The organism is Larkinella humicola, from assembly GCF_008727875.1.
Lineage (GTDB): Bacteria > Bacteroidota > Bacteroidia > Cytophagales > Spirosomataceae > Larkinella > Larkinella humicola.
Map to the genome: position 1 here is coordinate 372,545 of NZ_VTWS01000001.1, position 25,210 is coordinate 397,754.

The window sequence follows — 25,210 nt, forward strand, 5'->3', positions numbered from 1 at the left end:
TATGCATTAAAATTTCAGGTTCAGACCTACTAATACGGTTTTTGCAGAGGGGTAGCCGCCGTAATCCAACCCCTGGCTCAGTGACGAACTTCCGTAGCGGTTCACTTCCGGATCATAGCCTGAATACGAGGTCAGGGTAATGAAATTCTGGGCGGTCACATACACTTTGGCGGAGCCAACCGACAGGCGGTTCATCAGGCTTTTGGGCAGGTTATACCCCAGCGAGATGTTTTTAAAGCGTAGATACGAACCGTCTTCGACGTGCAGCGACGAAAGCAGCCGGGAGCCGCCCCCGGCGTTGGCGCGGGGAATGGTGTTGCTCGGATTGGTGGGCGTCCAGCGGTCCAGTGCGCGGGCCGACTGGTTGTTGCCTCCCGTCAGGTTCAGCTGGTCGAAGGTGGCAAAATTCAGGATTTCGTTGCCGTAGGAGCCTTGCACAAATATGTTCAGGTCAAAGCCTTTGTAGGAAAAGGTGTTGTTAAACCCGCCGAAAAAATCCGGGTTGCTGTTGCCGATGATGTCGCGGTCCGAATCATTGATCACGCCATCGCCGTTCCGATCCACATACCGGAGATCACCCGGTTTGGCCGTTTTCTGGGCCGACCCATCCACTTCTGCCTGATTCTGGAAAATGCCGTCGGTAACCAGCCCGAAGAAATTGCCCAGCGGGCTGTCGATCCGCAGCAAAATCGGATTTTGGGTGGTGTTGGAAATGGTGGCATCCGAGCCCGTTCTGAATTCTTTCCGGCCATCCAGAAACAGGATTTTGTTCCGGTTGAAAGAAATATTGAATTCCGATGTCCAGCGAAAACCGCCCTGGTCTACGTTGATTGTGTTCATCGAAAATTCGAACCCTTTGTTGCGAACACTGCCCAGGTTTTTCAGCGTGGTGGAAAAACCGGAGGAAGTCGGTACACCCACGTTAAAGAGCAGATCAGAGGTCTTTTTGATGTAATAATCGGCCGATACCTGGATGCGGTTGCTGAGCAATCCGACGTCAAAACCGACGTCAAATTGGGCGTTTTTTTCCCAGCGTAAATCGGGGTTGCCAATGCCTGCCGTGGCCGATCCGACGTTCAGCGCCCCGCCGATGACGTACGGGGCCGAGCTGATGTTGGCCAGGTACTGGTAGTTCCCGATTTCCTGATTCCCCGACAGACCGTAGCTGGCCCGCAGTTTGGCATCGGCAATAAACGTGAGGTCTTTCAGCCAGGGTTCGTTGGCGAGTTTCCAGGCGATGGCACCGGAGGGGAAGAACCCGAATTTGTTGTTCGGCCCAAAGCGCGACGACCCATCCCGGCGACCGGTCAGCGTCAGCAGAAAGCGATCGTCGAAGCCGTAATTGACCCGCGCCAGATACGAAATCAGCCGCCAGTCGCTGCTTCCGGATCGCGGTGCCACCAGCGTCGAACCGGCTGCCAGATTATTGTACGAAGCAAAGTCATCGGAAAACGTGTTGGCATTGGCCACTACACTTTCGACGGCCAGCCCCTGAATCGTATACCCCAAAACCGCATTGAGGTTGTGTTTGGGGGCGAGTTGGCGGGTGTAATTCAGGATATTTTCGTTCAACCAGTTGACGCTTTGGGAATTGGATACGGACGCGCTACCGCCCACACTCGCGCCCAGAACCGCCAGTCGGGTGATGTACGAATTGTTTTTCGAGCTTTGCAGATCCGTTCCGAAACTGGTCCGGAAGGTTAGTCCTTCGATGATTTTGTAGTCGACGTAGGCATTGGCCAGGATGCGGATGAGGGCGGTTTTGTCCGTAAACTCATTGGCAACGGCCAGCGGATTATCCGCACCCAGACCGTTCAGCGCCCCCTGGTTTTTGTAATAACTTCCGTCCGCATTCCGCACCGGAAACGTGGGGGAATAATTCAGGGCCGAACTGATGATCCCGCTCACGGCCAGGTTGCCATCGGTCTCGGTGCGTGGGTTGTTGGTGAGCGTATAGGCGCCCTGCATGGTGACACCCACTTTCAGGCGCGAGGTCAGATCGTTGTCGAGGTTGGCCCGCAGCGTGTAGCGTTTGAAATCCGATTTCAGCAGAATGCCATCCTGGCCGTAATAGCCGAAGGATACCGCATACCGGGATTTTTCGGCACCTCCCGAAACCGAAAGCTGGTGGTTCTGGATGGGTGCATCGCGCATGACGATGCTCTGCCAGTCGGTGCCTTCGCCCAGGGTTGAAACCAGCGGACGATCCGCCGTGCTGCCGTCAAAATAGGCCTTGCCGCCGTTGTTGATCTGGGCGTCGTTGACCAGTTCGGCAAACTGGCGGGCGTTGAGCATCGGGAGCTTCCGGCGCACGGACTGGTTGCCGTAATAGCCTTCGTAGCTAATTACCGCCTTGCCGACCTTGCCGCGTTTGGTCGTAACCAGAACGACCCCATTGGAACCCCGGGAACCGTAAATGGCGGTTGCCGAAGCATCTTTCAGGATTTCGATGGACTCAATATCGTCGGTGTTGATGGAGTTCAGACCAGTAGTTGGAAAACCGTCGATGACGTAGAGCGGATCATTGCCGGCATTGACCGAACCCGATCCCCGAATCCGGATGGTGGAGTTTCCGCCGGGCCGGGCCGAATTCGACACCACCTGAACCCCCGCAGCGCGGCCCTGCATGGCCCGGTCGAGCGACGGAATGGGCGTGGCCTTGATGTTGGCTTCGCCGACTTTGGCAACCGAACCCGTCAGATCCGATTTCTTAACAGTTCCGTAGCCCACGACGACGACTTCCTCCAGGCTCTTGTTATCGGTTTTCAAGGAAATGTTGAGGGTGGTGCGTTTCTCCACGGCCATTTCCTGCGAAACAAACCCGACAAAGCTGAAAACCAGAACAGCCGATTCACTGGGAACCACAATCTGGTATTTCCCGTCGCCGTTGGTCGTTGTGCCGCGTGTGGTGCCTTTCACCAGCACGCTGACACCCGGCAAACCTTCGCCTTTTTCGTCCGAAACCGTACCGGATACGGTCAGATCGGCTAGAATATCGCTGGTAATCAGGGTGTTGGCTGGAAGCGTGCTGCCGGTGTTGTTCATTTTGAAAAGTGCGATTTGCTTCCCGCTCACTTCGTAGCGAATGTGAAGCGGAGTCAGCAAATCATTGAGCGTTTCCTTGAGGGTCGCAAACCGGTTTTCCAGCGTCACCTTCTGGTTGACCTGAATTTCACGCGGATTGTAGATAAAAAGGACATTGGCATTGCGCTCCAGAAACGTCAGTGCTTTTTTCAGGTTGGTGGTTTCGGCTTTCACCGCGATGCGTTGATCCAGCACTTCCTGGCCGTTGGCATCGTGGGCATACGTCGCACCCACAAACAGGATCGTCATCAGAAGCTGAATAACCGATAGTTTCATGAGGGTCCGGAAGGAAAGGGGCTTTTTATAAAGTCTATCCATGAGAAAAGGGGTTTGCTCATGGATAGCGACAGCGGTGGTTGCATACTGGTTTCCAGTAATTTTTTTAGAAAAAATTTACTGGAATTGCCTAATCGGTTCAATTATAACTAGTTATTTTCACACCCTTCGCTGTGAATTACGATCTGCCCATCCACCATTTCGTAGGACGAGCGGGTAATTTTGCAGATCAGATTCAGTTTTTCAAACAGCGATTCACCGGCGAGATTGGCCGTCAGATAGCAGTCTTTCAGGTTGGCCGCATCGTAAATGAACGTCAGTCCGTACGTTTTTTCCAGTAACGAAATCACCTCCGAAACCGGTGCTTCTTCAAAAATGTAAGCCTCTTTTGTGACCTTCTGAAGCGTAATCGGTTGTTCGACGACGGATTTCACGAGCCGTTTTTCGGTCGTCGAGAACACCACCTGCTGGTTGGGCGTCAGCACCATGCCGACCGACTCGTTCTTGCGGGCGGGCTGTTCTTTTTCCACATCTTTCCGCATATACACCGACACCCGGCCCGACCGAACCTCTACTTTGGCGTTGGTTTCACCCGTTGTAATCAGAAAGCTGGTTCCCAATACCTGCGTCGAAATCTGGTCGGTATACACCCAAAAGGGCATTTTTGGATTTTTCTTAACAGAAAAAAACGCCCGCCCGCTCAGGTAAACTTCCCGTTTGGTGGCCGAAAAACGATTCGGATACCGCAGCGTTCCTTTGGGATACAGAACCACTGTGCTGCTGTCGTGGAGCACAAACGTCCGGGGTTCGGAACTTTCGTTGACGGTTTCGGTGTAATCGCTCGCCAGGGCAGGACTCAGTTTTTCAAGGGCCGAAAGACGGGTATCGGCCTGTCGGCGCGCATCGGATTTGACGGTATACGTGAACGCCAGATAACCCAAACCAATAAAAAGCAAGAGGGAAGCCGCCACCCGAAAAACCGTAGTTTGCCACAACGGAACGACGTTCTGCTGATTGGATTGAATAATATTATTAAAAATCTGATCCAGTTCGGCCGGTTGTAAGGCGGTATTTTTCTCCTCCAGCGCCTGCAAAAAAGCCCGGGCTACCTGCACTTTGTCGGTGCAATCCGGATTTTCGGCCAGCCATTCCGACCAGAACGCGCCACTTTGGGCGTTGCGGTCGATGACCCAATGCCGGAAGTACTCGTCCCGCGTCAAATCGTCAACGCTGTAGTTTCGATAATCGGGAGTCCTCATGGTGGTAAGCGTTCATGCTATGAACAGATGGCGGATGATTCGTTTTGATACCCGCCCATGTCCGTTTATTTAAAAAGTGCTGGTTTTGATCAGGTCGATAAAAAGGATAAAACCGACCCAGTTGTCGCGGAAGGTTTTGAAGGCGGCCTGCAACAGATTGGAAACCGACTGCGGGTTGACGCCCATAATTTCGGCAATTTCGTCGCGTTCGAGGTTTTGGTAATAGCGGAGGTAAATCACTTCACGCTGCCGTTTGGGCAGTTGATTCAGCGAATCGGCAATCCGTTTGGTGGTTTCGGCCAGACTTTCCTGTTCGATAACCGACCATTCCGGCGAAAATTCCACGAAATTCAGGTCATTTTCGAGGTCAGTCGGCTCATCGTCCCGGTTGATGCGCTGCCGGTAACCTTCGCGCAACACCCGCTTGCGGACGGAACTGAGCAGGTAGGCCCGGACGCTGTCGGGGACCGCCACGCGTTCACGCCGGTTCCAGATTTCGATGAACACCTCCTGAACACAGTCCTTGACGAAGTCTTCATCCCGCAGAAATTTGTATCCGTAGTTCTGCAAAGCGTTGAAATACTTCTCGATCAATTTCCGCAAACCGGTTTCGTTCCCGGTCTTGAGCTGCTCCCAAAACAGCAAGTCCATTCCGGCCGACGCATTTCCACTGGTCTTCATACAACAGGAGCCCGGACGATAGCTTCCGGACTCCTGTTAAACGTGAGAATGTAAAATTCCTACTCTTAAAAAAACAATGTTCATTCGTATTGGTGTCCAGTCTAGGGTCAGGCCAGACCCGTCAGTCTGTCAGTCAGTCCAGTCAGTCAGTCAGTCAGTCAGTCCAGTCCCCGGATTGCATCCGGGGTTATCCAACGTTGCGTCCTTCGGACTTTTTGGTTTGTTTAGAGGTAGGGAGGCAGGGGTAACGTCAGGCTTGATTCATCGGGGATGGGAGGCCGTCTGACGGTTTCCAGTGGAATGACGCCCGACCAGATTGGGAGCTCCCGATCTTCCGGCTCATCCTTGGGGCCACCCGTCCGGATTTTGGCGGAAGCTTCGTCCAGCGAAAACGACAAAACCGTTGTTTTTCGGATTTCGCTTTCCGTTTCTTTCCGTAAATCATCCCACCGATCTGGAATCAATTTGTTGGTAATCAGCACCAACGCTTCTACTTTTTGGGCATAGTCTTCCACTTTTTCGGCGGTAGCAAAAACGATGACGGAGCGGTAATTGACCGAGTGGCTGAACCCCGATTTGGCCAGCACCAGGCCGTCGAGCAGCGTCACCGAAATGCAAACCGGAATGCCTTTTTCGACTTCCCGAATAAAATGACTGCCCACCGATCCGTGAATCAGCAGACGGTCGCCCACCCGGGCGTAAGCCGTTGGAATCGATCCCGGCTGTCCATCGATGGCATAACTGATAGTGCAATAGAGGGCTTCATCGAGAATGGCATAAATCGTTTCGGCTTCATAATGAGCCTGTTTCGCTGAGCGACTGGGTGTTGTACGCGGGGTTTGCATGTGTTAAGTTGGTTTACGGTTTTCAGTATTTGGTTTACGGTGGCTGGCGCATGATAAGAGCGCGCCAGCCACCGTAAACCAAATACTGAAAACCGTAAACGATTTAAAATTGTGAGTTGTCCTGCAAATTTGCACCTTTACCGGACTATCTATGTCGTCCGGTTTTTCAAAAATAAGTAGTCCGGTATGTTGCCTTTCAAAACATTAATCACGATTGACAAATCCACCGAAGCCTCGGTCTACCTCCAATTGGCTGAACAACTCCGGCGGCTGATCGGCGATGGCGTTCTTAAAACCGGCCAGAAGTTGCCGGGAACGCGGCAGTTGGCCGAACTGCTTCAGTTTCACCGCAAAACGATCGTTGCTGCCTATGACGAATTGCTGGCGGAAGGCTGGCTCGAATCGCGGGCGGGCAGTGGCACCTTTGTGGCCGATCCGTTACCACTGGTTCGGCCACAATCCCTTGTCAGTGAGGTTGATGGGCAACAGACTAATCGCAAACCGGGCTTTCAATTCGACACCCAACCGCACCTGGTCCGTCCGTTGCTCTTGATGGGCGAAGGGCTTCGGCTGGACGACGGTTTTCCGGACATCCGTCTGGCCCCGATGGAGGAACTGTCCCGCGCGTACCGGAGCTATTTTCGCTGGGGAAATCCGCAACAGCATTTTGGGTACGGCGATCCAAAAGGCAACCGGCTTCTGCGCGAAGAATTATCGGTTTTCCTGAACGAAACCCGGGCGTTGCGAACAACCGCCGACAACATCCTGATTTCGCGTGGCAGCATGATGGGCATTCACCTGGCCAGTACGTTGCTGCTGAAACCGGGACAAACGGCGGTGGTGGGCGAAACCAACTGGTCGGGGGCCAACATGAATTTTCAGCAGGCCGGGGCCGAATTGCTGACCGTTCCCGTCGATCAACACGGTCTGGATGTAGAAGCGCTGGCGGAGCTATGCCAGCGTCGTCCGGTTCGGCTGGTCTATGTGACGCCCCACCACCATTATCCGACCACGGTCACGTTGCCGCCCAATCGGCGGCTTCGGCTGTTGCAACTGAGTCAGCAACACGGTTTTGTGATTTTGGAAGATGATTACGATTATGAGTTCCACTACCACCGCCGACCAATTTTGCCGCTCGCCAGTGCCGACCCAAATGGCATGGTGGTGTACATTGGTTCACTGTCGAAATCGGTGGCCCCGGCTTTTCGGATGGGCTACGTTGTCGCGTCCGAAACCGTCATCGATGAACTGGCCCGTTTGCGACGCATCATCGACCGGCAGGGCGACGCGATGCTGGAATTTGCGATTGGGCAATTGTTCCGAAACGGCGATATGCGACGGCATTTAAAAAAGGCCCACCAGACTTATCTGTCACGCTGCAATCAATTTTGTTCGCTGCTAACCAGTGCCTTACCGGATCAGGTGCAATTTGTTAAACCGGAGGGCGGTCTGGCGGTTTGGGCGACGTTCGATCCACCCGTCGATCTTGCCCAACTTGCTCAAAAAGCCAAGGCGGAAGGGTTGACTTTTTCGGATGGATTGGCGCACAACCCGCCCGGAAAAGTGCTGAATAGCACCCGGTTGGGGTTTGCGTCCAGCACCGAAACCGAGTTGGAACAAAGTGTGGGGATTTTGCAGAAGGTGGTGAAGGGTTTATTCAATTAAGAGCGTTAGTCGTCCCGTAGTGATTAAACAGCGCAGTGTCGGTAGCCAAACAAGCATTCCGCACCACGGCGTGTCGTCAGGTACGCTACCAGTCACAGAAATCTGACAGTTGCGTACCTCATGGCAACGGGAGGAGCGTTTCTACCGACGCTGCGCTGTTTTGCCCCTCATGGGGCATATTGAAAATCGTGAAGGGATTTTTGATAGTAACCGTCAATTTGACCACTACTCAAACTGAAACGCGAAATAAGAACACGAACCGTTGGTGGTATTCAGAATACCGTGGGGAACGTTGGATTCCAGGAAAATGATATCGCCGACTTTCGCCGGTTGCATCACGCCATCAATGCTTTCCTGGGCGGTGTTTTCAATCAGGAGCAGGATTTCGGCGGCCCGGTGGGTGTGGGGCGGATGACTCCATAAGCCTTCATTGAGTGTCGTAACGTGCATTTCAAACCGTTTGCACATGACGGTTGCGCGGTCGAAGATGTTGCGCCGACCGCCTTTAGCGTTGGGTTGATACGCCACATCCTTCCAGTCGACCCAGAACGATTGCCCTTTCATTTGCTCTAAATCCAGATCCGGCACTTCTTTCGAGGTATACCGCATGAGGTGATACGTAAGGGGCGCGGCACTTTTGTTTTCAAGCCGGTGGGCATCGCCGGGCATGATCAGAACCACGCTGCCGGGGCCCAGGGTTTTGATCCGGCTCCCGAGCGAAACCGTCAGTTCCCCGGTTTTGACGATAATCAGAATCTCGTCGTCCAGCGTTTGGGCGGGTTGCGGGGCTCGGTTGGGAGGAAGCGTGATGCCGTGGACGGAAAAACCATTGAAATCCCGCGTGGTGCCTTCCACAATCGTCCGATCGATCACGCCGTCTTTTTTGACCACTGGCGCTTTATCCCAGGAATAGACTTTGGAAAGAATGGTTTGGGAGAAGGCGGTGTGGTTAATAACTAAAAGTGCGCTTAAAAGGAAAAGGAATTTCATGGAATACGGTTTAGATCACTCCTTCAAAAGCAATATCCTGATACCGGTTACTGAGATGAACCAAACTTTCCCGTAAAACTCACGGTTATCTCATCAGCTTCACGAAGCGTCAACGACTCAATTTTATTTTTAGCAGTATGGCAGAAATCATCAAAACCGCCCTCGTTACCGGCGGATCGAAAGGCATTGGATACGGCATTGCCGAAGTGTTGATCAAAGAAGGCATCCGGGTGGCCATCACCAGCCGCTCGCAGGAAGCAGCCGAGGAAGCAGCCGCTTCACTCAACAAAATCAAAGACGGTTTTGCACTGGGCATTGCCGCCGACGTCCGCGATCTGGTGTCGCAGCAACGCGCCGTCGATGCCATCATCCAGCAGTGGGGGCGGCTGGATTACGTGATCGCCAACGCGGGGGTGGGTCACTTTGCGCCGATTCAGGAACTGACCTCCGACCAATGGCAGGAAACCATCGACATCAACCTGACCGGCGTTTTCAATTCCATCAAGGCAACCCTGGACGAGTTGAAAAAAAAGGAAGGTTATTTTATCACGATTTCAAGCCTGGCCGGAACCAACTTCTTCGAAAATGGCACGGCCTACAACGCCAGCAAATTCGGGATGGTCGGTTTTTCCCAGGCGCTGATGCTCGACCTTCGCAGCGAAGGCATCAAGGTGACGACCATCATGCCCGGTTCGGTGGCGTCGTATTTCAACAACCACGAGCCGAGTGAAAAAGACGCCTGGAAAATACAGCCCGAAGACATCGGCCAGATTGTTGCCGACCTGATCCGGATGCCCGCCCGGACACTCCCCAGCAAGATCGAGGTGCGTCCTTCCCGGCCCGGTGGCAAATGAGAGAAGAACTTTTAAAAACGAAAGAAGCCGGCTTTTCAGTCGGCTTCTTTCGTTTACCACCCGCAGATTTCGGGTCTTAGTTCATGGCGATGTGACGTTCCGTAGTCACCGTTGGCGATGAGGTCTGCAACTTTACTTCTTTCACCTGTTTGGTGTTGCCGTCCGAAATTTCAACCTGATAAATACCGTCCTGCAGTTGGTTCAGGTCAAAACGAATCGCCGATGACTCGTGTCCTTTTCCCAGTTTTTCGGAAGCCAGGATCTCGCCGGATTCATTTTTCAGCGTGACATTGATTTTGGCATTTTTGTCCTTGTTAACATTCACCCGAATTTTCGACGTGTTGATCACCGGATAAACGACCGATTGGTACGTAGATTGGGTACCGGCGGTTTCTTTGTGATCAGCCGCAAAGCTGGATGAGGTCGTGGCAATGGTTAAAGCGAGGAAGGCGGAAGCGATGAGTGATTTCATGGTATTTGTTGTTTTTGTGTTGTGTTTCGTATCTGTTGTTTTCTGCGGCTACTTGTGATTCGCCGTTTCGATGGGTCAAAACAACGGCGAAATGCGCTACCTTGCTATGCATAGTACTCCGGCGGTTAAACGGATCGATGAATGGTTTGCTGGATGGATGAATAATTAATCGGCGCGAACTGTGTATCTTTAAAAACCCATCAAAATCCCCTTATGAGAGCATCCATACACTTCGTTGGCCTTCTATTGGTCAGTTTCCTGAGTTTAAAACCGGCTTTTGCGCAGGTTATCACGTCGCCCCAAATCGATCAACTGGTTGAAAAAACATTGAAAACCTTCGAGGTGCCGGGAATTGCGGTCGCCCTTATCAAAGACGGGAAAGTGATTCATTCAAAAGGCTACGGTGTTCGGTCGATGCATTCGGCGCAGAAAGTGGACGTCAATACGTTATTCGGCATTGCCTCGAACAGCAAGGCATTTACGGCGGCCACGCTCGGCATCCTGGTCGATGAGGGCAAACTGAGCTGGGATGATAAGGTGATCGACTACATTCCGGAGTTTCGGCTGTACAATGCGTACGTCACCGAAGATTTTACGATTCGTGATTTGCTGACCCACCGCAGCGGCCTCGGTCTCGGCGCCGGAGATTTGATGTTCTTTCCTGATTCGAGTGATTTTCAGTTGAAAGATGTCATTCATAACCTGCGGTATCTGAAACAGACGTCCGGTTTTCGCACCAAATACGATTACGACAATTTGTTGTATATGGTCGCGGGTGAGGTGGTAAAACGGGCATCGGGCCAGAGTTGGGAAGAGTTCGTGGAAACCCGGATTATGAAACCGCTCCAGATGGAGAACAGCGCAGCGTCATTTTCCCGGCTCAAAAATAAATCGAACGTCATCGATGCCCACGCTGTCATTGAGGGCAAATTGCGGACGGTCAGGCGCGGTCGGCTGGACGTCGGGAATTCGGCGGGTGGCATCAACAGCAGCATCAACGACCTGAGCAAATGGGTGATCATGCAACTCAATGGGGGAAAATACGGCGACGGGTTGAGCAAAACCCTGTTCAGTACGAAAGTGCAGGATGACATGTGGTCGCCCCAAACCATTATTCCGGTGCGCAATCCCGGACCTTACAACACCCATTTCAGTTCCTACGGTTTGGGCTGGCGACTGAATGATGCCAAGGGCTACAAACAGATTTCGCACACCGGCGGCTTGCCCGGTATGGTGACGCAGGTGATGCTGGTGCCGGAAATGAAACTGGGCATTATCGTGCTGACCAACCAGCAATCCGGAGCAGCTTTCACGGCCATCACCAACCAGATTCTCGACAGTTATTTCGGAATCACCGGCACCGACCGGGTGAAAGAATACAGCGACCGGCTCCGCGAAAATACCGCCAGTGCCGACAAAGTAACCGACGAGGTTTGGAAAACCGTTGCGGCTGAAAAGGAGAGTACCGCGGCAAAACCGCCGATTCATTTTTACACCGGCACCTACCACGACAAGTGGCTGGGTGACGTTTCCATTGTGCCGGATAACCTGAAACTCCTGTTTGTCTCAAAGCGTTCTCCGCGCTTAACCGGCGAGCTGTTTCATTACAAAGGCAACACCTTCGTGGTCAAATGGAACGACCGGAGTCTGGAAGCGGATGCGTTTGTGATGTTTGGGCTGGATTACGAAGGAAAGCCCGTTTCGATGAAAATGAAGGCCATTTCGCCCTTAACGGATTTTAGCTACGACTTCCACGACCTGGATTTTACGAAAAAGTAGTAAAGACAAGAGAAGTGAGACCAGAGAATAGAGACGGTCTTTACTCTCTTGTCTCTACTCTCTTGTCTCAGTCAATGCTATCGCGCCACTTCAATTTTATACTTTTTACCTTTCATCTTTTCGTCCTTGATCTTCGCCAGCAGCTCCTTGACTTTGGATTTGCGGACGGCTGCGAAGGAGATGAAGTCTTTCACTTCTATCAGGCCCAGATCGCCTTTTTCGAGCCCGCCTTTTTGGGAAAAAAAACCGACAATGTCGATTTTGTTAAGTTTGTTTTTCTTGCCGCCACTGACGTAAATTGTCTGGAATTGGGGTGGATTGGGCAAAGGCTGATTAGCTGGAATAACAAACTCATCGAGTGATTCGGGCAGATAGCGGGGTCGTTCTTCGTTGCGGTGCAGCAGAATATAGGCGGTTCCGGAAGCGTGCATCCGGGCTGTCCGGCCGTTGCGGTGCAGAAACTCGTGTTCGTGCAGCGGTAGGTGGTAATGGATGACGTATTTCATCTCGGGAATGTCCAGCCCCCGGGCGGCCAAATCGGTCGTAATGAGATAACTGACACTGCCATTTCGAAACTGAATCAGGGCGCGTTCGCGGTCGTCCTGTTCCATGCCGCCGTGGTAGAAGGTCGAAACAATGCCCATTTCATTCAGGATGGCGCTGGTTCGTTCGGCAGCATCGCGGTGGTTACAAAAGATCAGAGCCGCTTCCGAATCCAGCGCGCAGAGCAAGCGAAACAGCGTATCGACTTTGTCTTTTTCTTCCGAAATAACAATTTTCGTCGTCAGGCTTTTGTCGCGGTCATCGTCGGGAATAAAATCGAGTTTGACAGGCGAACGCACGCCCGTAAACTCCGGAATGGATATGCCTGACGTGGCCGAAACCAGCACGCGTTTTTGAAGATTCCGCAAACCGCCGATGATGTACGACATCTGGTCGTGAAAACCGAGTTCCAGTGATTTGTCAAACTCATCCAGCACCAGCGTATGAATGCCGTCGAGGTCGACCGTTTTGCGGTCGATGTGGTCGGCAATGCGGCCCGGCGTTCCGATTAAAACCGCCGGTGGCGTACTCAGATTCTGAATTTCGGTTGCCATTGGATGCCCGCCGTAGCAGACGTTGACCTTAAAACCCGTCCCCATTTTTTTCCAGACCTGCTCAATCTGCAACGCCAGTTCGCGCGAAGGCGCCAGAATCAGACATTGGACTGTTTTTTGCTCCGGTTTGAGAAGTTGCAGAATCGGTAACAAAAAAGCGAGGGTTTTCCCGGAACCGGTCGGAGCCAGCAACAATACCGCTTTCTCGGCCACAACGGCTTCCCGGGCTTCCCGCTGCATGGGGTTGAAGGTTTCAATTCCCAGGTTCGAAAGCAGGGGAGCAAGGTCTAGATTGGTTTCCATCCTGCAAAAGTAACGGATTTTAACCGACCCCGACGATCTGTCCGGAATAAGCTGGGGTTTGGGGCGGTTTTCAGTCGGGGAAAGTATTTTTCAGAAATCGACTATCCCCGGCAGTAATTCGGAGAATCTTGATCATTTTTGTCTTATAACCCCTAAATCCCCTGGAGGACGGTCGGCCGCAGCCGGGCTTTTAACAACTTAAGCTGCGTCAAAGTCCCCTTTAGGCCGGGCTGACGCTTCGGAATTGAGGGGCAAAACACAACCAAACTTCAGTATCTGAGCAAATTTTTATGAAAGAACAATCACGCAGAGCCTTTGTCAAAAGCAGTGTTGGGGCCGGACTTGGTCTGGGTTTGTCAGGCAGCGCACCGAAAGAACTGTTTGTCCATCACGTTTATTTTTACCTGAAAAACCCGGGCAGCGAGGCCGATAAAGCCAAGTTGATCGAAGGGCTGAATAAACTGGCTAAAGTCCCGACGATCAAGTTGGTACACATCGGTACGCCCGCACCCACCACCCGCTCCGTGATCGAACGATCGTATGCGGTGTCGTGGCTGTGCTTTTTTGATAACCTGATGGATGAAGAGATTTACCAGACGAATCCCATCCACCTGAAATTCGTGGAGGAGTATTCGGCCCTGTGGGAAAAAGTAATCGTCTATGATTCCGTCGGCCCGAAGCGGTAAGAACCCTGTCAAGGTTCAAAGAAGTCAAGTTCCGGATTGATTTTTACGAACGGTTGTCCCATCGGGACATCACAGCAACGCGTCGGTAGTCGCGGAGGTGTTTGTTTCAAGCTCACGGCGTGCCTTTAGGTACGCATTCACCACCGTTAGTTGCCTACCTAAAGGCACTCTGAGCGAATTGATCCTGATTTTGGCTACTTCCGACGTTACGCTGTTGAACTCCTACGGGGTAAAAAACATAACCCTTTCTCCCTCATATGACTACTTACTCAACGGCTGCGGCTAAAAACAACGTTCTGACCATTCTGCTGGGTGGATTTTTTTTAATGCAGGGCTGCACCCAACAACAACCCGCCGAAACCGCCAACACCGTCCCGACCAATGACTTCATGTACCAGTATTCCATCATCGATGCTTTGCTCGCCGGGGTCTTCGACGGCAATCTGACGCTGGGGCAGCTAAAAACCAAAGGTGATTTTGGCATCGGAACCTTCAACCGCGTGGACGGCGAACTGATTATGGACCAGGGTACGGTGTACAAAGTAAGTGCCGACGGCAGCATTCACGAGATGCCGGACACCGACAGCACATCGATTGCGTTTGTGAAGTTTTTCAAAGCGGATTCTACCTTTACCATCAAGGGGGCAATCACGCTCGACCAGCTTGAAAAAGACCTGATGGCGGCTTTGCCCGCCAACGAGCTATATGCCATCCGGATGAAAGGCGACTTTCCGAAACTGACGGCCCGCGCCCCCGGTGCCGCCAAAAAACCGTATCCGTCGCTGAAAGACCACCTCGCCAAAGAACAATACCTTTTCAACCTCACCAACACGCGGGGTGTGGTGATCGGCTTTCTGTTGCCGGGCTATCTGGCGAAGGTCAACGTCCCCGGCTTTCACTTTCACTACCTGACAGACGACCACAAAGCCGGTGGGCATATCTTCGATTTTACGACGAACAACCTCACCGTTGAGATTGACAAGATTCAGGGATACAGCGTGGAACTGAACACCAACGCCGACTTCGACAAAGTCAGTCTGGACAAAGACCGGCAGGAAGAGCTAAAGAAGATTGAGTAGCTGGTTTGTCGTTTAGAGCTACGCAACAGCTTTGTTTTCTGTAATTCTCCATAAAATATATGGCAATCATTATAAATGATAAAATTATATTTTGTAACTGATTTATAGAATCAGAAAATTAGCTTATTTCGTCTTACCAACGAACTAATCCGATTTCCTATGAGAAGACATTTTTTACACGGTTTATTCTTCTTGCTGGTTTTGAATCTGACGGCTGCTCAGGCTCAGACAATTCCTTCACCCAAAGAACATTTCGGTTTCAACATCGGTGACGACTACCAACTCGCCACCTACACTCAAACCGAATCCTACTTCAAAAAACTCGCGGCTTCGGACCGCACCAAACTGGTCGATATTGGCATGACGGAAGAGGGCCGTCACCAGTATATGATCATCGTGTCGTCGCCTGAAAACCTCAAAAAGCTCGACCGGTACAAGGAAATTTCCACGAAACTGGCCCGCGCCGAAGGCATCAGCGATGAGCAGGCCCGGGCGATGGCGGCCGAAGGAAAAGCCGTGGTCTGGATCGACGGCGGACTGCACGCGACCGAAACAGTCGGCACCATGCAACTGATCGAAACCGCCTGGCAACTGGTGAGCCGCAAAGACCCGGAAACGCTGCGGATTCTGGATAACGTGGTAATTCTGCTCACCCACGCCAACCCCGACGGACAGGAACTGGTGAGTAGCTGGTACATGCGCGAACCCAAACCGGAAAAGCGTCTGTTGGAAAATGTGCCGCGTCTGTATCAGAAATACGCGGGACACGACAACAACCGCGACTTTTTCATCATGAACATGAAAGAGTCGCAAAATATTGGCCGTCAGTTGTTTATCGAATGGCTGCCGCAGATCATGTACAACCACCACCAGCGCGGCCCGGCGGGTTCGGTGCTTGCGGGACCGCCGTATCGCGATCCGTTCAATTACGTGTTTGAGCCGCTGATGATCACCGGAATCGATGCGCTCGGAGCCGCGATGATCAACCGGCTGAATTCCGAAAACAAACCCGGTTTTACACGACTGGGCGGTTCGGTTTTCTCGACCTGGTACAACGGCGGGTTGCGCACCACGACGCACTTCCACAACATGATCGGTTTGCTGACGGAGATCATCGGGAATCCGACGCCGGAAGATGTGCCGCTCGTTCCTAACCGGCTGATTCCTAACGGCAATACGCCGTTTCCGGTGACACCCCAGAAATGGCATTTCAAGCAATCGATCGATTATTCAATTTCGCTCAATTACGCCACGCTGGATTACGCGGCCCGTCATGGCGATCAGTTGCTGTACAACATTTATAAGATGGGCAAAAACGCCATCGAGCACGGCAGCACCGATTACTGGACGCTTTCGCCAAAACGCGTCGATGCGATCAACCAGTTGCACCAGGCGGATCTGAAAAAAGCCGCGCCGGGAGCCGCCGGTGCCACAACGCCCGACCAATACGGTTTGCTACCCCGTGGCGGTGGAATTCCGGTGAAATATTTCGATGCGGTTTTGAAAGATCCGGCCCTGCGGGACCCGCGCGGGTTTATCATTTCGGCCGACCAACCGGATTTCGGAACGGCGGTTAAGTTTGTCAATGCGCTCATCAAAACCGGCATCCAGATTCAGGAAGCCACGGCTGATTTTACGGTGGCAGGCAAGAAATACCCGGCGGGTTCGTACGTCGTAAAAACCGATCAGGCATTCCGGCCCCACGTGCTGGACATGTTCGAACCGCAGGATCACCCGAACGATTTTCAGTATCCCGGTGGCCCGCCGGTGCGTCCGTATGATGCCGCCGGATGGACTTTGGCGTTCCAGATGGGTGTCAAAGTGGACCGGATTCTGGAGGGTTTCGATGGGCCGTTTAAAAAACTGCCGTATGGCGAATTGCAGTCGACGAAAGGAAAAATCGATGCGACGGCTGCGGCTGGCTACACACTAAGTGCGCAGGCCAATAACACCTTCATTGCAGTCAATGATTTGCTGAAATCGGGTGTCGAGGTGTTTCGTTTACCAACCGGTTTTAGCGGAAAATCGTCGTTCGGCGCGGGCACATTCTTTGTCCCGGCATCGGCCAAAGCGAAGGCAATACTGGATAAATCCGCCAAAGAACTGGGGCTGGACGTAGCGGGTGTGGCCAAACGGCCGACGGGTGCGATGGTCAAGGTTGCACCCATGCGGATTGCCCTCTGGGATGCTTACGGCGGATCGATGCCGTCGGGCTGGGTGCGCTGGATCATGGAACAATACCATTTTCCGATGCAGGTGGTGTATTCGCAGGACATCGACGCGGGTGATCTGAAGAAGAAATACGATGTGATCGTGTTCGTAACCCGGGCCATTCCGGCGGTGGGTTCGGGCACGGGCGGTGGATCGGGTGATGGCGGTTATGCCAGCCGGGAACCGAAGGTCGAGGAAGTGCCCGCGGAGTTCCGGCCGTGGCTGGGTAAGATTACCGCCGACAAGTCGATTCCGGAACTCCGGAAATTCCTGGAAGCGGGTGGCAATGTGGTCACCATCGGCAGCAGCACGAACCTCGCCTATCACCTGGGTTTGCCGGTTAAAAATGCGCTGGTCGAAATGACCAGCGCCGGTCAGGAACGGCCTTTGTCGAATGAAAAATATTACATTCCCGGCAGCATCCTGCGGATCGATCTGGACTCGACCCAGCAGGCAACCTGGGGCATGGCGAAGCAGACCGATGTGTATTTCGATGCCAGCCCGGTTTTCAAAATTTCCCCGGATGCTGTGGCGAAAGGGACCGTAAAACCGCTGGCGTGGTTCTCGACCAACAAACCGCTGCGGAGTGGCTGGGCCTGGGGTCAAGCCTATTTGCAGGACGGCGTAGCGGCTTTCATGGCCCCTGTAGGTTCCGGCAAACTCTACGCCTTCGGTCCGGAAATCACCTTCCGTGCGCAGGCGCAGGGAACGTTCAAGCTGCTGTTTAACCAATTGTATTCGACGTCGATGCCCTAACCGGGGTCGGTACGGAATGATTCCACTGGCCGGGATTGGTGCTGCGTAAAGCGGTTCTAATCCTGGCCAGTTTTGTTTTAAGGACCTCTTGATAAGGATTAGAAAGAATGATTTTTGGTTTGTTATAATTTGCATTTATTTTGCATTGTAAAATTGATGTAAAATGATCCAGGTAATTAACCGCGCTCTTGACCTGCTGGAGCAAATTGCAAACGAACCGGAGAAACCCAAATCCCTGACCGAACTAGCCGATGGCTTACGTCTCAACCACGGCACCTGCGCCAACATTCTCAAGACGCTGGTAACCCGGGGGTATGTCGAGCAGATTGGTACCAAAAAAGGGTATATTCTGGGGGCCAAATCGTATTACTTAACGGGAAATAAGTCGTACCAGAAAGACTTGCTGGAAGCGGCCCGCGAAGAAATGGATGCCCTGACGCTGCTCATCAATGAAAACTGTTTGCTGGCTGTTCTTAAAGATAATCAGCGGATTGCGCTGTATCGAACCTTCGCCGAGCAGGATTTGCAGGTGCGGACGACCGACATCAAACCGGTGTACGATTCGGCATCCGGGCGGCTTTTGATCGCGATGCTTCCCGACGAAAAGAAGCAACGGTTCATCGCAAAATATGGTCTTCCATCCGGCGACTCCTGGCCCGAAATTCAGACCGAATCGAATCTGCTGGAGACCCTGGCGCTTATTAAGCGGGAAGAACTGGCCCTACAAACCATTGCCAACCGGCACGTCATGGGGCTGGCAGTGCCCATTTACAAGAATGGCCTGGTGGTGGCAAGTCTCAGCATTTACCTGCCCGAATACCGTTATATGGCGCTGGACAAAAGACAACTGATTACCTCGCTTCGCACTTCGGCTGAGAAAATCAATAACCGATTGATTTAAAGCAAATTATGTTAACATAAAATGGGGCTTCGGCCCTTTTTTTGTGCCCGGTAAAATCCATCACTCGACTGAAAGCACTATTTTTTATAAAAAAACTGAAAATAATTTGGAGTGAACCCGCATTTGTGATTAGAATTGCAATGAAATAAAATTAGATTTTATAATATAAAAATTAAAACTCTGAACCCTATGAAAAAAAACCTTTATAGATGGCTTCGTGTCTGTCTGGCGGTTCTGTTGATCCCGTCGATCGGATGGACGCAATCGGTGGTGATAACGGGCCGGGTAACGGGAGCGGCTGACAATGCGCCCTTACCCGGCACCTCGGTTTCGCTCAAAGGAACCACCACGGGAACCACAACGGATGCAGAAGGAAATTACCGGCTAACGTTGGCAAACCAGGCCAATGCAACGCTGGTCATTTCGTCGGTGGGCTACGTGGCGCAGGAAATCGCCGTCGGAAACCAGTCGGTGGTCAATGCGGCTCTGGTGGTCGATTCCCGGCAACTGGATGAAGTCGTCGTCGTGGGCTACGGAACCGTCCGGAAGTCGGATTTGACCGGCTCCCTGGCGCAGGTCAAGGCCAAAGAGTTGAACGCATTTCCGGCAACGAATGTCCTCCAGGCGTTGTCGGGCCGGGCGCCGGGCGTGCAGGTGACGCAGAACACGGGCGCGCCGGGGGCCGGGATCAGTGTCCGGATTCGGGGGACCAATTCGATTCAGGGCAGCAACGAACCGCTCTACGTCGTGGACGGTTTTCCGACTTCGGGCAGCAATCCGACCATCATTAACAACACGGATATTGAAAGCATTGAAATTCTGAAAGATGCCTCGGCGACGGCCATTTACGGGTCGCGGGGCGCCAACGGGGTGGTTTTGATTACGACCAAACAGGGCAAATCCGGCAAAATGCAGGTGGATTACGAAGGCAGCTACAGCACCCAGACCCTGCGCAAAAAGCTGGATTTGATGAATGCCCGGGAGTATGCGACGTTCTACAACGAGCAGGCCACGACCGATAAAGTGACCCCGTATTTTACACAGGCGCAGATCGATGGGTTTGGCGAAGGGTTCGACTGGCAGGATCTGATTTTCCGGAAAGCACCCATGCAGACGCACAACCTGACCATCAGCGGAGGCAATGAGAAAACGCGGTATTCGGTGGGCGGGAGCATTTTCAATCAGCAGGGCATCGTGATCGGCAGTGACTACAAACGGTATTCGCTCCGGGCCAACATCTCGTCGGATGTCAGCCGGAAGCTCAACCTGTCGTACGGTGCCACGCTGACCAAAATCACAACGAGCCGCCAGAATTCGGGGGGCGGCAACCGGGGCGGTTCGCTTATCTCGGCGGCCATTTCGGCCCCGCCAACCCTGACGCCGTATAACGAAGACGGTTCGTATCGCGTGCTGGCAACGGCTTATCCCTTCATTTCCAATGTATTGACCAATCCGCTGAATTACATCTACCAGTCTTCCGACGATGTCGATGCCAATCGGGTGCTGGCCAACGCGGCCCTGACGTTTAAACCGTTCGATGGCTTGGCCATCAAGATTTCCGGCGGTATTGAAAACAGCGATGACCGCACAGACTCCTACACAACGACCAAATTTGTCAACTCCCAGGGCAGTGCCAGCGTGTCGACGAGCCGGGGAATGAGCCTGTTGAGTGAAAACACGATCAGCTACATCAAAACCGTGGCCGTCAAACATAGCATTTCGGCCGTGGCTGGTTTTACCTACCAGGATTTTCTGAGCAAATCGTTGAACGCGTCGGGTGTGGGCTTTCTGAGCGACATCACCGAAACCGCCAATCTGGGTTCGGCGGCAACACCGGGTATTCCGGGGACGGGCTATTCGCTCAGTACGTTGCTGTCGTATCTGGGGCGTGTGAATTACAGCTACAACAATAAGTATCTGGCTACGATCAGTTTCCGGGCCGACGGGTCTTCCAAATACAGCGAAGGCAACAAATGGGGCTACTTCCCCTCGGGTGCTCTGGCCTGGCGGGTATCGGAAGAAGAGTTCATGAAAAATGTGCCGTTCATTACCGACTTGAAGGCACGGGCAAGCTGGGGCCTGACGGGTAGCCAGGCGATTGGAGCGTATGCGACCCTCAACAACCTGTCGGCGGGAAAAACCGTGTTCGACGATGCGCTCTACAACACCTTCGCCCCCGGAACGCAGTTGCCCGGCAACCTGAAGTGGGAAACTACGGAGCAAACCGACTTCGGGATCGACGCGGGTTTTCTCAGCAACCGCTTCCGCCTGACCCTCGATTATTACATCAAACACACCCGCGACCTGCTCAATACGGTGCAGTTACCGAGCGGTTTTGGGTTTACGAGCACGATTCGGAACGTTGGCGAAATTCAGAACAAAGGGCTGGAAATTGGGCTGGAAGCCCGCATTTTTGACAAGGCCTTTAAATGGGATGTCAACGGCAATATTTCGTTCAACCGCAGCAAGGTGGTCAAGCTGAATGGCGGGCAGGACATTCTGGGCGGCAGTGTGGGTGTGACGCTCATCAGCGATGCCGCCAACCTGCTGCGCGAAGGCCAGCCGATGAGTGTTTTTTACGGCTACGTGGAAAACGGCTACACCGAACAGGGCAAGGTGAAGTATGTGGATCAGAACGGTGACAACGTGATCAACCAGCTCGACAAAACCATTATCGGCAATCCGAACCCCGACTTTATTTACGGTTTTAATTCGGCCATGTCGTTCCGGGGCTTCGACCTGACGTTCTTCGTGCAGGGAACGCAGGGAAACAACCTGGTTAACGTCAGTTCGATCAACAACACGCTCGACTACGGTTTTGGGCTGAACATGCCGCGTGACGTGTTGTATAACCACTGGACACCGACCAACACCACGGCGAAATACCCGGTTATTTCCCGCGCCAACAGCTACAATTACTCCAACCGCTTTGTCGAAGACGGGTCGTATTTGCGCCTGCGAAACATTCAACTTGCCTACAACCTGCCGCTGCAGAAAATGGGCGTCACCTGGATGCGGACGGCGCAGGTCTACGCCAGTGGGCAGAACCTGCTGACCCTCACGAAATACTCGTGGTGGGACCCGGAAACCAACTCGCAGGGGGGCGCCAATTCCATCGGCCAGGGCATCGACCATTACAGCTATCCCACTTCGAAATCCGTCACCTTCGGCCTGCGGGTCGGTTTTTAATTTTATTGAGCGAATTAGTGAATGAGCGATTGAGTGGCTGTCGCATGGATAATTCACTCAATCACTCATTCGCTCAATCACAAATAGCTATGAAAAAGATCTTATTCCTTCCCTTATTCCTCAGTCTGCTGGCTTGCGAGGATGTGCTGGTTGAGAAGCCCAAAGCCGTCGCGGTGGAGACGTTTTACAATACCGCCAGTGAAGTAGAAGCGGCCGTGAATGCGGCATATGCCCAGCTCCGGGCCACCAATGGCATCACGGGGCAGTTGGGCGCGCAGCTCGAAGCGTATACGGATTACAGTTACGGGCGGGGTAGCTACCAGGTACTGAGCGATTTTCAGGGACTGAACAGCACGAACATTCCACGGACCGACGACGGCTGGCGGTTGTTCTACCTCAGCATCCGCAATGCCAATCTGGTGATTCAGAATGCCCCGAAAGGCAGCAGCATCAGTCCGGCCGACGTTACGAAATTTGTGGCTGAAGCCAAATACCTGCGCGCTTTCGCGTATTTCTGGTTAGTCCGCAACTGGGGTGGGGTGCCAATCCGCACCGAAGCGACGCTCAACGAACCCAATGTCAAGCGCAACTCCGCCGAAGAAGTGTACACCTTGATTCTGAGTGATTTAAAAGAAGCCGAAGCCAATCTGCCCGACAAAGGCACGCAGGTGGGCCGGGCCACCAAATGGGCGGCCAAGGCGGCTCTGGCTGAAGTGTATTTTACCCGAAACCAGTACGCCGAAGCCCGCGACAAAGCCGATGAAATCATCAAATCCGGGAAGTTTTCGCTGGTGCCGGTGACGGTTGCCGCCGATTTTGACAGCAAGGTATTTGGCCCGACGGTCGTTACATCGACGGAAGAAATCTGGTACCTGAAAGAAACCCGTCAGGGCGGGCAGGGAATGTATCTGGCGATGTTTGCGCACCATCCGGGTTCGAAACTCCACGGCGCGGGCGGTTTCTATGCGCATTACAGCGACACCCAGAGCAATCCGGTGCAAAAAGCCTGGGACGAAAAAGATTTACGGAAAACCGCCTTCTGGTATAGCTGGGACATTGGCCTGGGGAAAAACAGCATTTTGTGCAAGAAGTTTTCGGACCCGGTTGCGGCTACCAGCGACGGCGCGGGCAATGATTTTCCAGTCTACCGCTACGCTGATATTTTGCTGCTGTATGCCGAAGCCGCCAGCCGGGCCGGAACCGGGCCAACGGCTGCTGCGATGGAAGCGCTGAATCAGGTGCACCGCCGGGCCTACGGAAAAGTGCCAACGGTGGCTTCGGACGTGGATTTCAAACTGGCGGACTACAGCGCAACGACCTTTCATGACCTGGTGCTGAAAGAGCGGGGCTACGAAACGCAGTATGAAGCCAAACGCTGGCTCGATCTGAAACGGCTCGGAACGGCCAAATTGAAAGAGGTGATCAAAACCGCCACCGGAAAAGACGTGGCCGATAAACACCTGTTCTGGCCCATTCCGGTTTCGGAGCTGAATTACAACACCGCCCTTTCCGCAACTGACCAGAACCCGGGGTATTGATTGCCGGTTTTCGATATCCGATACAATGAATTACTAAAACAGGCTCAACCGGGCAACTGAAAATTTCCAAAAAAACAACAAGCCCACCAATTTCCAAGCGATTAACCATTGAAGATGAAACACATTGTCACGGCTGCATTCCTGACCTTATCAGCTCTTCAGGCTTCGGCCCAGCTTTCCGACGAGTATAAAAATCAGTGGAACGACCCCGCCATCCAACAACGCATTGCCGATGGCATTCGCGAAAACCGGATGGGTGCCTTCACCATTCAGTTTACGGATAAGGAAGGGAATCCCATTTCAACCGGGGAGGTTTCGGTAACTCAAACCCGCCACGATTTTTACTTCGGAGCCAATGGCTTCATGGTGAAGGGGTTCCGGAATCCGAAAGAAGATGCGCTGTATGAAGTGCATTTTGCCAAACTATTTAATTTCGTGACCATTCCGTTCTACTGGCCCGAACTGGAGCCTGAGCCGGGAAAACTCCGTTTTGGGAAAGACAGCCCCTATAGTTACCGCCGTCCTGCACCCGACGTCGTGATGGAGTTTGTCCGGAAATACAATCTCACGCCCAAAGGCCATACGCTCGTGTGGGACAATCCACGCTGGTCGCTGCCAACCTGGCTACCGAAGGATGAAAAAATCATGGAGCAGAAAATCAGCAAACGCATCCAGGAAATCGGCGAGCGGTATGGTCACGACATTCAGATTTGGGACGTCGTCAATGAAGTAACCGACCGCCACCCCGACGTGCTGATGCCTAAAGATTTCGCGTTGAAGGCATTCAAAGAAAGCGAGCGCCATTTCCCAAACAGCAATGTGTTTACGCTCAACTTCACTACCGGAATCTGGGGACGTAGCAACAAGCGTGAATACAATGCCGATTACCTGCTCACCGAAAATCTGCTGTTGCGGAATGCCAAAATCAATGCGATCGGTATGCAGTTTCATAACTTCAGCGAGCCTGAATATGAGCAGATTCTGAAAGGGAAAGCCATGACGCCTTCTACCTTGTTCCACACCCTCGATTTGTACGCCGACTTCAATTTGCCCATTCACATTACCGAAATCACGGTTTCGGCATTGTCTGAAAAAGGCCCGGAATACCAGGCCATCATGACGGAGAATTACTACAAACTATGGTTTAGTCACCCCAAAGTAGAAGGTATTATCTGGTGGAACCTGGTCGATGGAACAGCCGCACCCGCCCGGATTAAACCGGACGGTACGATCGTGCCCGGCGAAGACAAGTGGAAAGGCGGCCTGTTGAACCGGGACTTTACCAAAAAGCCCGCTTACGACGTATTAGACCGGCTTATCAATCAGGAATGGCGTACGAATGTAACGACTTCGCCCAAAAATAACGCGGTAAGTTACAAGGGGTTCTACGGTACGTATAAAGTGGTCACGCAACGGAACGGGAAGAAATACGAGAAAGAAGTTCAGTTTCCGAAAAGTGGCGCACGCACCCAGGTCGTGGTGCTGGACTGACATCACACATGGTCGATTCGTATTAAAATCGTAGAATAAGGCTCTTTTACGGCA

The 25,210-nt window shown here is 52.8% G+C and carries 17 protein-coding genes; 10 read left to right on the plus strand and 7 right to left on the minus strand.

All coding sequences use genetic code 11. From position 1 onward, the window contains the following. Positions 1 to 6: 6 nt before the first annotated feature. The 4 genes from F0P93_RS01695 to F0P93_RS01710 all read right to left on the minus strand — a co-directional run bounded on the left by F0P93_RS01695 (position 7) and on the right by F0P93_RS01710 (position 6,145). On the minus strand, positions 7 to 3,402 hold the full coding sequence (locus F0P93_RS01695) for a TonB-dependent receptor (RefSeq protein ID WP_225309330.1): 3,396 nt from the start codon (positions 3,400 to 3,402) through the stop codon (positions 7 to 9). Positions 3,403 to 3,509: 107 nt separating this feature from the next. After that, positions 3,510 to 4,619 carry a FecR family protein gene (locus F0P93_RS01700; RefSeq protein WP_150874648.1) on the minus strand — a complete coding sequence of 370 codons (1,110 nt, stop codon included), beginning with the start codon at positions 4,617 to 4,619 and terminating at the stop codon, positions 3,510 to 3,512. Positions 4,620 to 4,688: 69 nt separating this feature from the next. Next, complete coding sequence (locus F0P93_RS01705; protein WP_114406695.1) at positions 4,689 to 5,300, minus strand: RNA polymerase sigma factor; 612 nt, start codon at positions 5,298 to 5,300, stop codon at positions 4,689 to 4,691. 224 nt (positions 5,301 to 5,524) lie between these two features. Further along, positions 5,525 to 6,145: a pyridoxamine 5'-phosphate oxidase family protein gene (locus tag F0P93_RS01710; protein ID WP_150874649.1), complete on the minus strand. Its 621-nt coding sequence runs from the start codon at positions 6,143 to 6,145 to the stop codon at positions 5,525 to 5,527. Between the two features lie 186 nt (positions 6,146 to 6,331). Between F0P93_RS01710 and pdxR the strand changes: the two genes are divergently transcribed. Beyond that, the gene (pdxR, locus tag F0P93_RS01715; protein WP_150874650.1) at positions 6,332 to 7,810 is read left to right on the plus strand and encodes a MocR-like pyridoxine biosynthesis transcription factor PdxR; all 1,479 of its coding nucleotides are present in this window, start codon (positions 6,332 to 6,334) and stop codon (positions 7,808 to 7,810) included. A 225-nt stretch (positions 7,811 to 8,035) separates the two neighbouring features. Here pdxR and F0P93_RS01720 read toward each other — a convergent pair whose 3' ends face one another. Further along, positions 8,036 to 8,800 (minus strand): cupin domain-containing protein, encoded by a 765-nt coding sequence (locus tag F0P93_RS01720; RefSeq protein WP_150874651.1) that lies wholly within the window; start codon positions 8,798 to 8,800, stop codon positions 8,036 to 8,038. 137 nt (positions 8,801 to 8,937) lie between these two features. Here F0P93_RS01720 and F0P93_RS01725 point away from each other — a divergent pair, with 137 nt between their 5' ends. Then, positions 8,938 to 9,654, plus strand: coding sequence for an SDR family oxidoreductase (locus F0P93_RS01725; RefSeq protein WP_150874652.1), 717 nt, complete (start codon positions 8,938 to 8,940; stop codon positions 9,652 to 9,654). A gap of 76 nt (positions 9,655 to 9,730) precedes the next feature. On the opposite strand, the gene F0P93_RS01730 is transcribed toward F0P93_RS01725, so the two are convergent. Next, positions 9,731 to 10,126, minus strand: coding sequence for a T9SS type A sorting domain-containing protein (locus F0P93_RS01730; protein ID WP_150874653.1), 396 nt, complete (start codon positions 10,124 to 10,126; stop codon positions 9,731 to 9,733). A gap of 213 nt (positions 10,127 to 10,339) precedes the next feature. On the opposite strand from F0P93_RS01730, the gene F0P93_RS01735 reads away from it, so the two are divergent. Continuing rightward, positions 10,340 to 11,905 (plus strand): serine hydrolase, encoded by a 1,566-nt coding sequence (locus tag F0P93_RS01735; protein ID WP_150874654.1) that lies wholly within the window; start codon positions 10,340 to 10,342, stop codon positions 11,903 to 11,905. Positions 11,906 to 11,982: 77 nt separating this feature from the next. Here F0P93_RS01735 and F0P93_RS01740 read toward each other — a convergent pair whose 3' ends face one another. After that, positions 11,983 to 13,305, minus strand: coding sequence for a DEAD/DEAH box helicase (locus F0P93_RS01740; RefSeq protein ID WP_225309331.1), 1,323 nt, complete (start codon positions 13,303 to 13,305; stop codon positions 11,983 to 11,985). 290 nt (positions 13,306 to 13,595) lie between these two features. Here F0P93_RS01740 and F0P93_RS01745 point away from each other — a divergent pair, with 290 nt between their 5' ends. The 7 genes from F0P93_RS01745 to F0P93_RS01775 all read left to right on the plus strand — a co-directional run bounded on the left by F0P93_RS01745 (position 13,596) and on the right by F0P93_RS01775 (position 25,156). Then, positions 13,596 to 13,991 carry a Dabb family protein gene (locus F0P93_RS01745; protein ID WP_150874655.1) on the plus strand — a complete coding sequence of 132 codons (396 nt, stop codon included), beginning with the start codon at positions 13,596 to 13,598 and terminating at the stop codon, positions 13,989 to 13,991. Positions 13,992 to 14,248: 257 nt separating this feature from the next. Next, positions 14,249 to 15,070: an acetolactate decarboxylase gene (budA, locus tag F0P93_RS01750; protein ID WP_150874656.1), complete on the plus strand. Its 822-nt coding sequence runs from the start codon at positions 14,249 to 14,251 to the stop codon at positions 15,068 to 15,070. A gap of 159 nt (positions 15,071 to 15,229) precedes the next feature. Further along, positions 15,230 to 18,037: a M14 family metallopeptidase gene (locus F0P93_RS01755; protein WP_150874657.1), complete on the plus strand. Its 2,808-nt coding sequence runs from the start codon at positions 15,230 to 15,232 to the stop codon at positions 18,035 to 18,037. A 163-nt stretch (positions 18,038 to 18,200) separates the two neighbouring features. Continuing rightward, positions 18,201 to 18,938 carry an IclR family transcriptional regulator gene (locus F0P93_RS01760; RefSeq protein ID WP_150874658.1) on the plus strand — a complete coding sequence of 246 codons (738 nt, stop codon included), beginning with the start codon at positions 18,201 to 18,203 and terminating at the stop codon, positions 18,936 to 18,938. A 189-nt stretch (positions 18,939 to 19,127) separates the two neighbouring features. Next, the gene (locus F0P93_RS01765; protein WP_150874659.1) at positions 19,128 to 22,127 is read left to right on the plus strand and encodes a SusC/RagA family TonB-linked outer membrane protein; all 3,000 of its coding nucleotides are present in this window, start codon (positions 19,128 to 19,130) and stop codon (positions 22,125 to 22,127) included. An 89-nt stretch (positions 22,128 to 22,216) separates the two neighbouring features. Next, positions 22,217 to 23,665 carry a RagB/SusD family nutrient uptake outer membrane protein gene (locus F0P93_RS01770; protein WP_150874660.1) on the plus strand — a complete coding sequence of 483 codons (1,449 nt, stop codon included), beginning with the start codon at positions 22,217 to 22,219 and terminating at the stop codon, positions 23,663 to 23,665. Positions 23,666 to 23,779: 114 nt separating this feature from the next. Then, complete coding sequence (locus F0P93_RS01775; RefSeq protein WP_150874661.1) at positions 23,780 to 25,156, plus strand: endo-1,4-beta-xylanase; 1,377 nt, start codon at positions 23,780 to 23,782, stop codon at positions 25,154 to 25,156. The last annotated feature ends 54 nt before the right edge of the window (positions 25,157 to 25,210 follow it).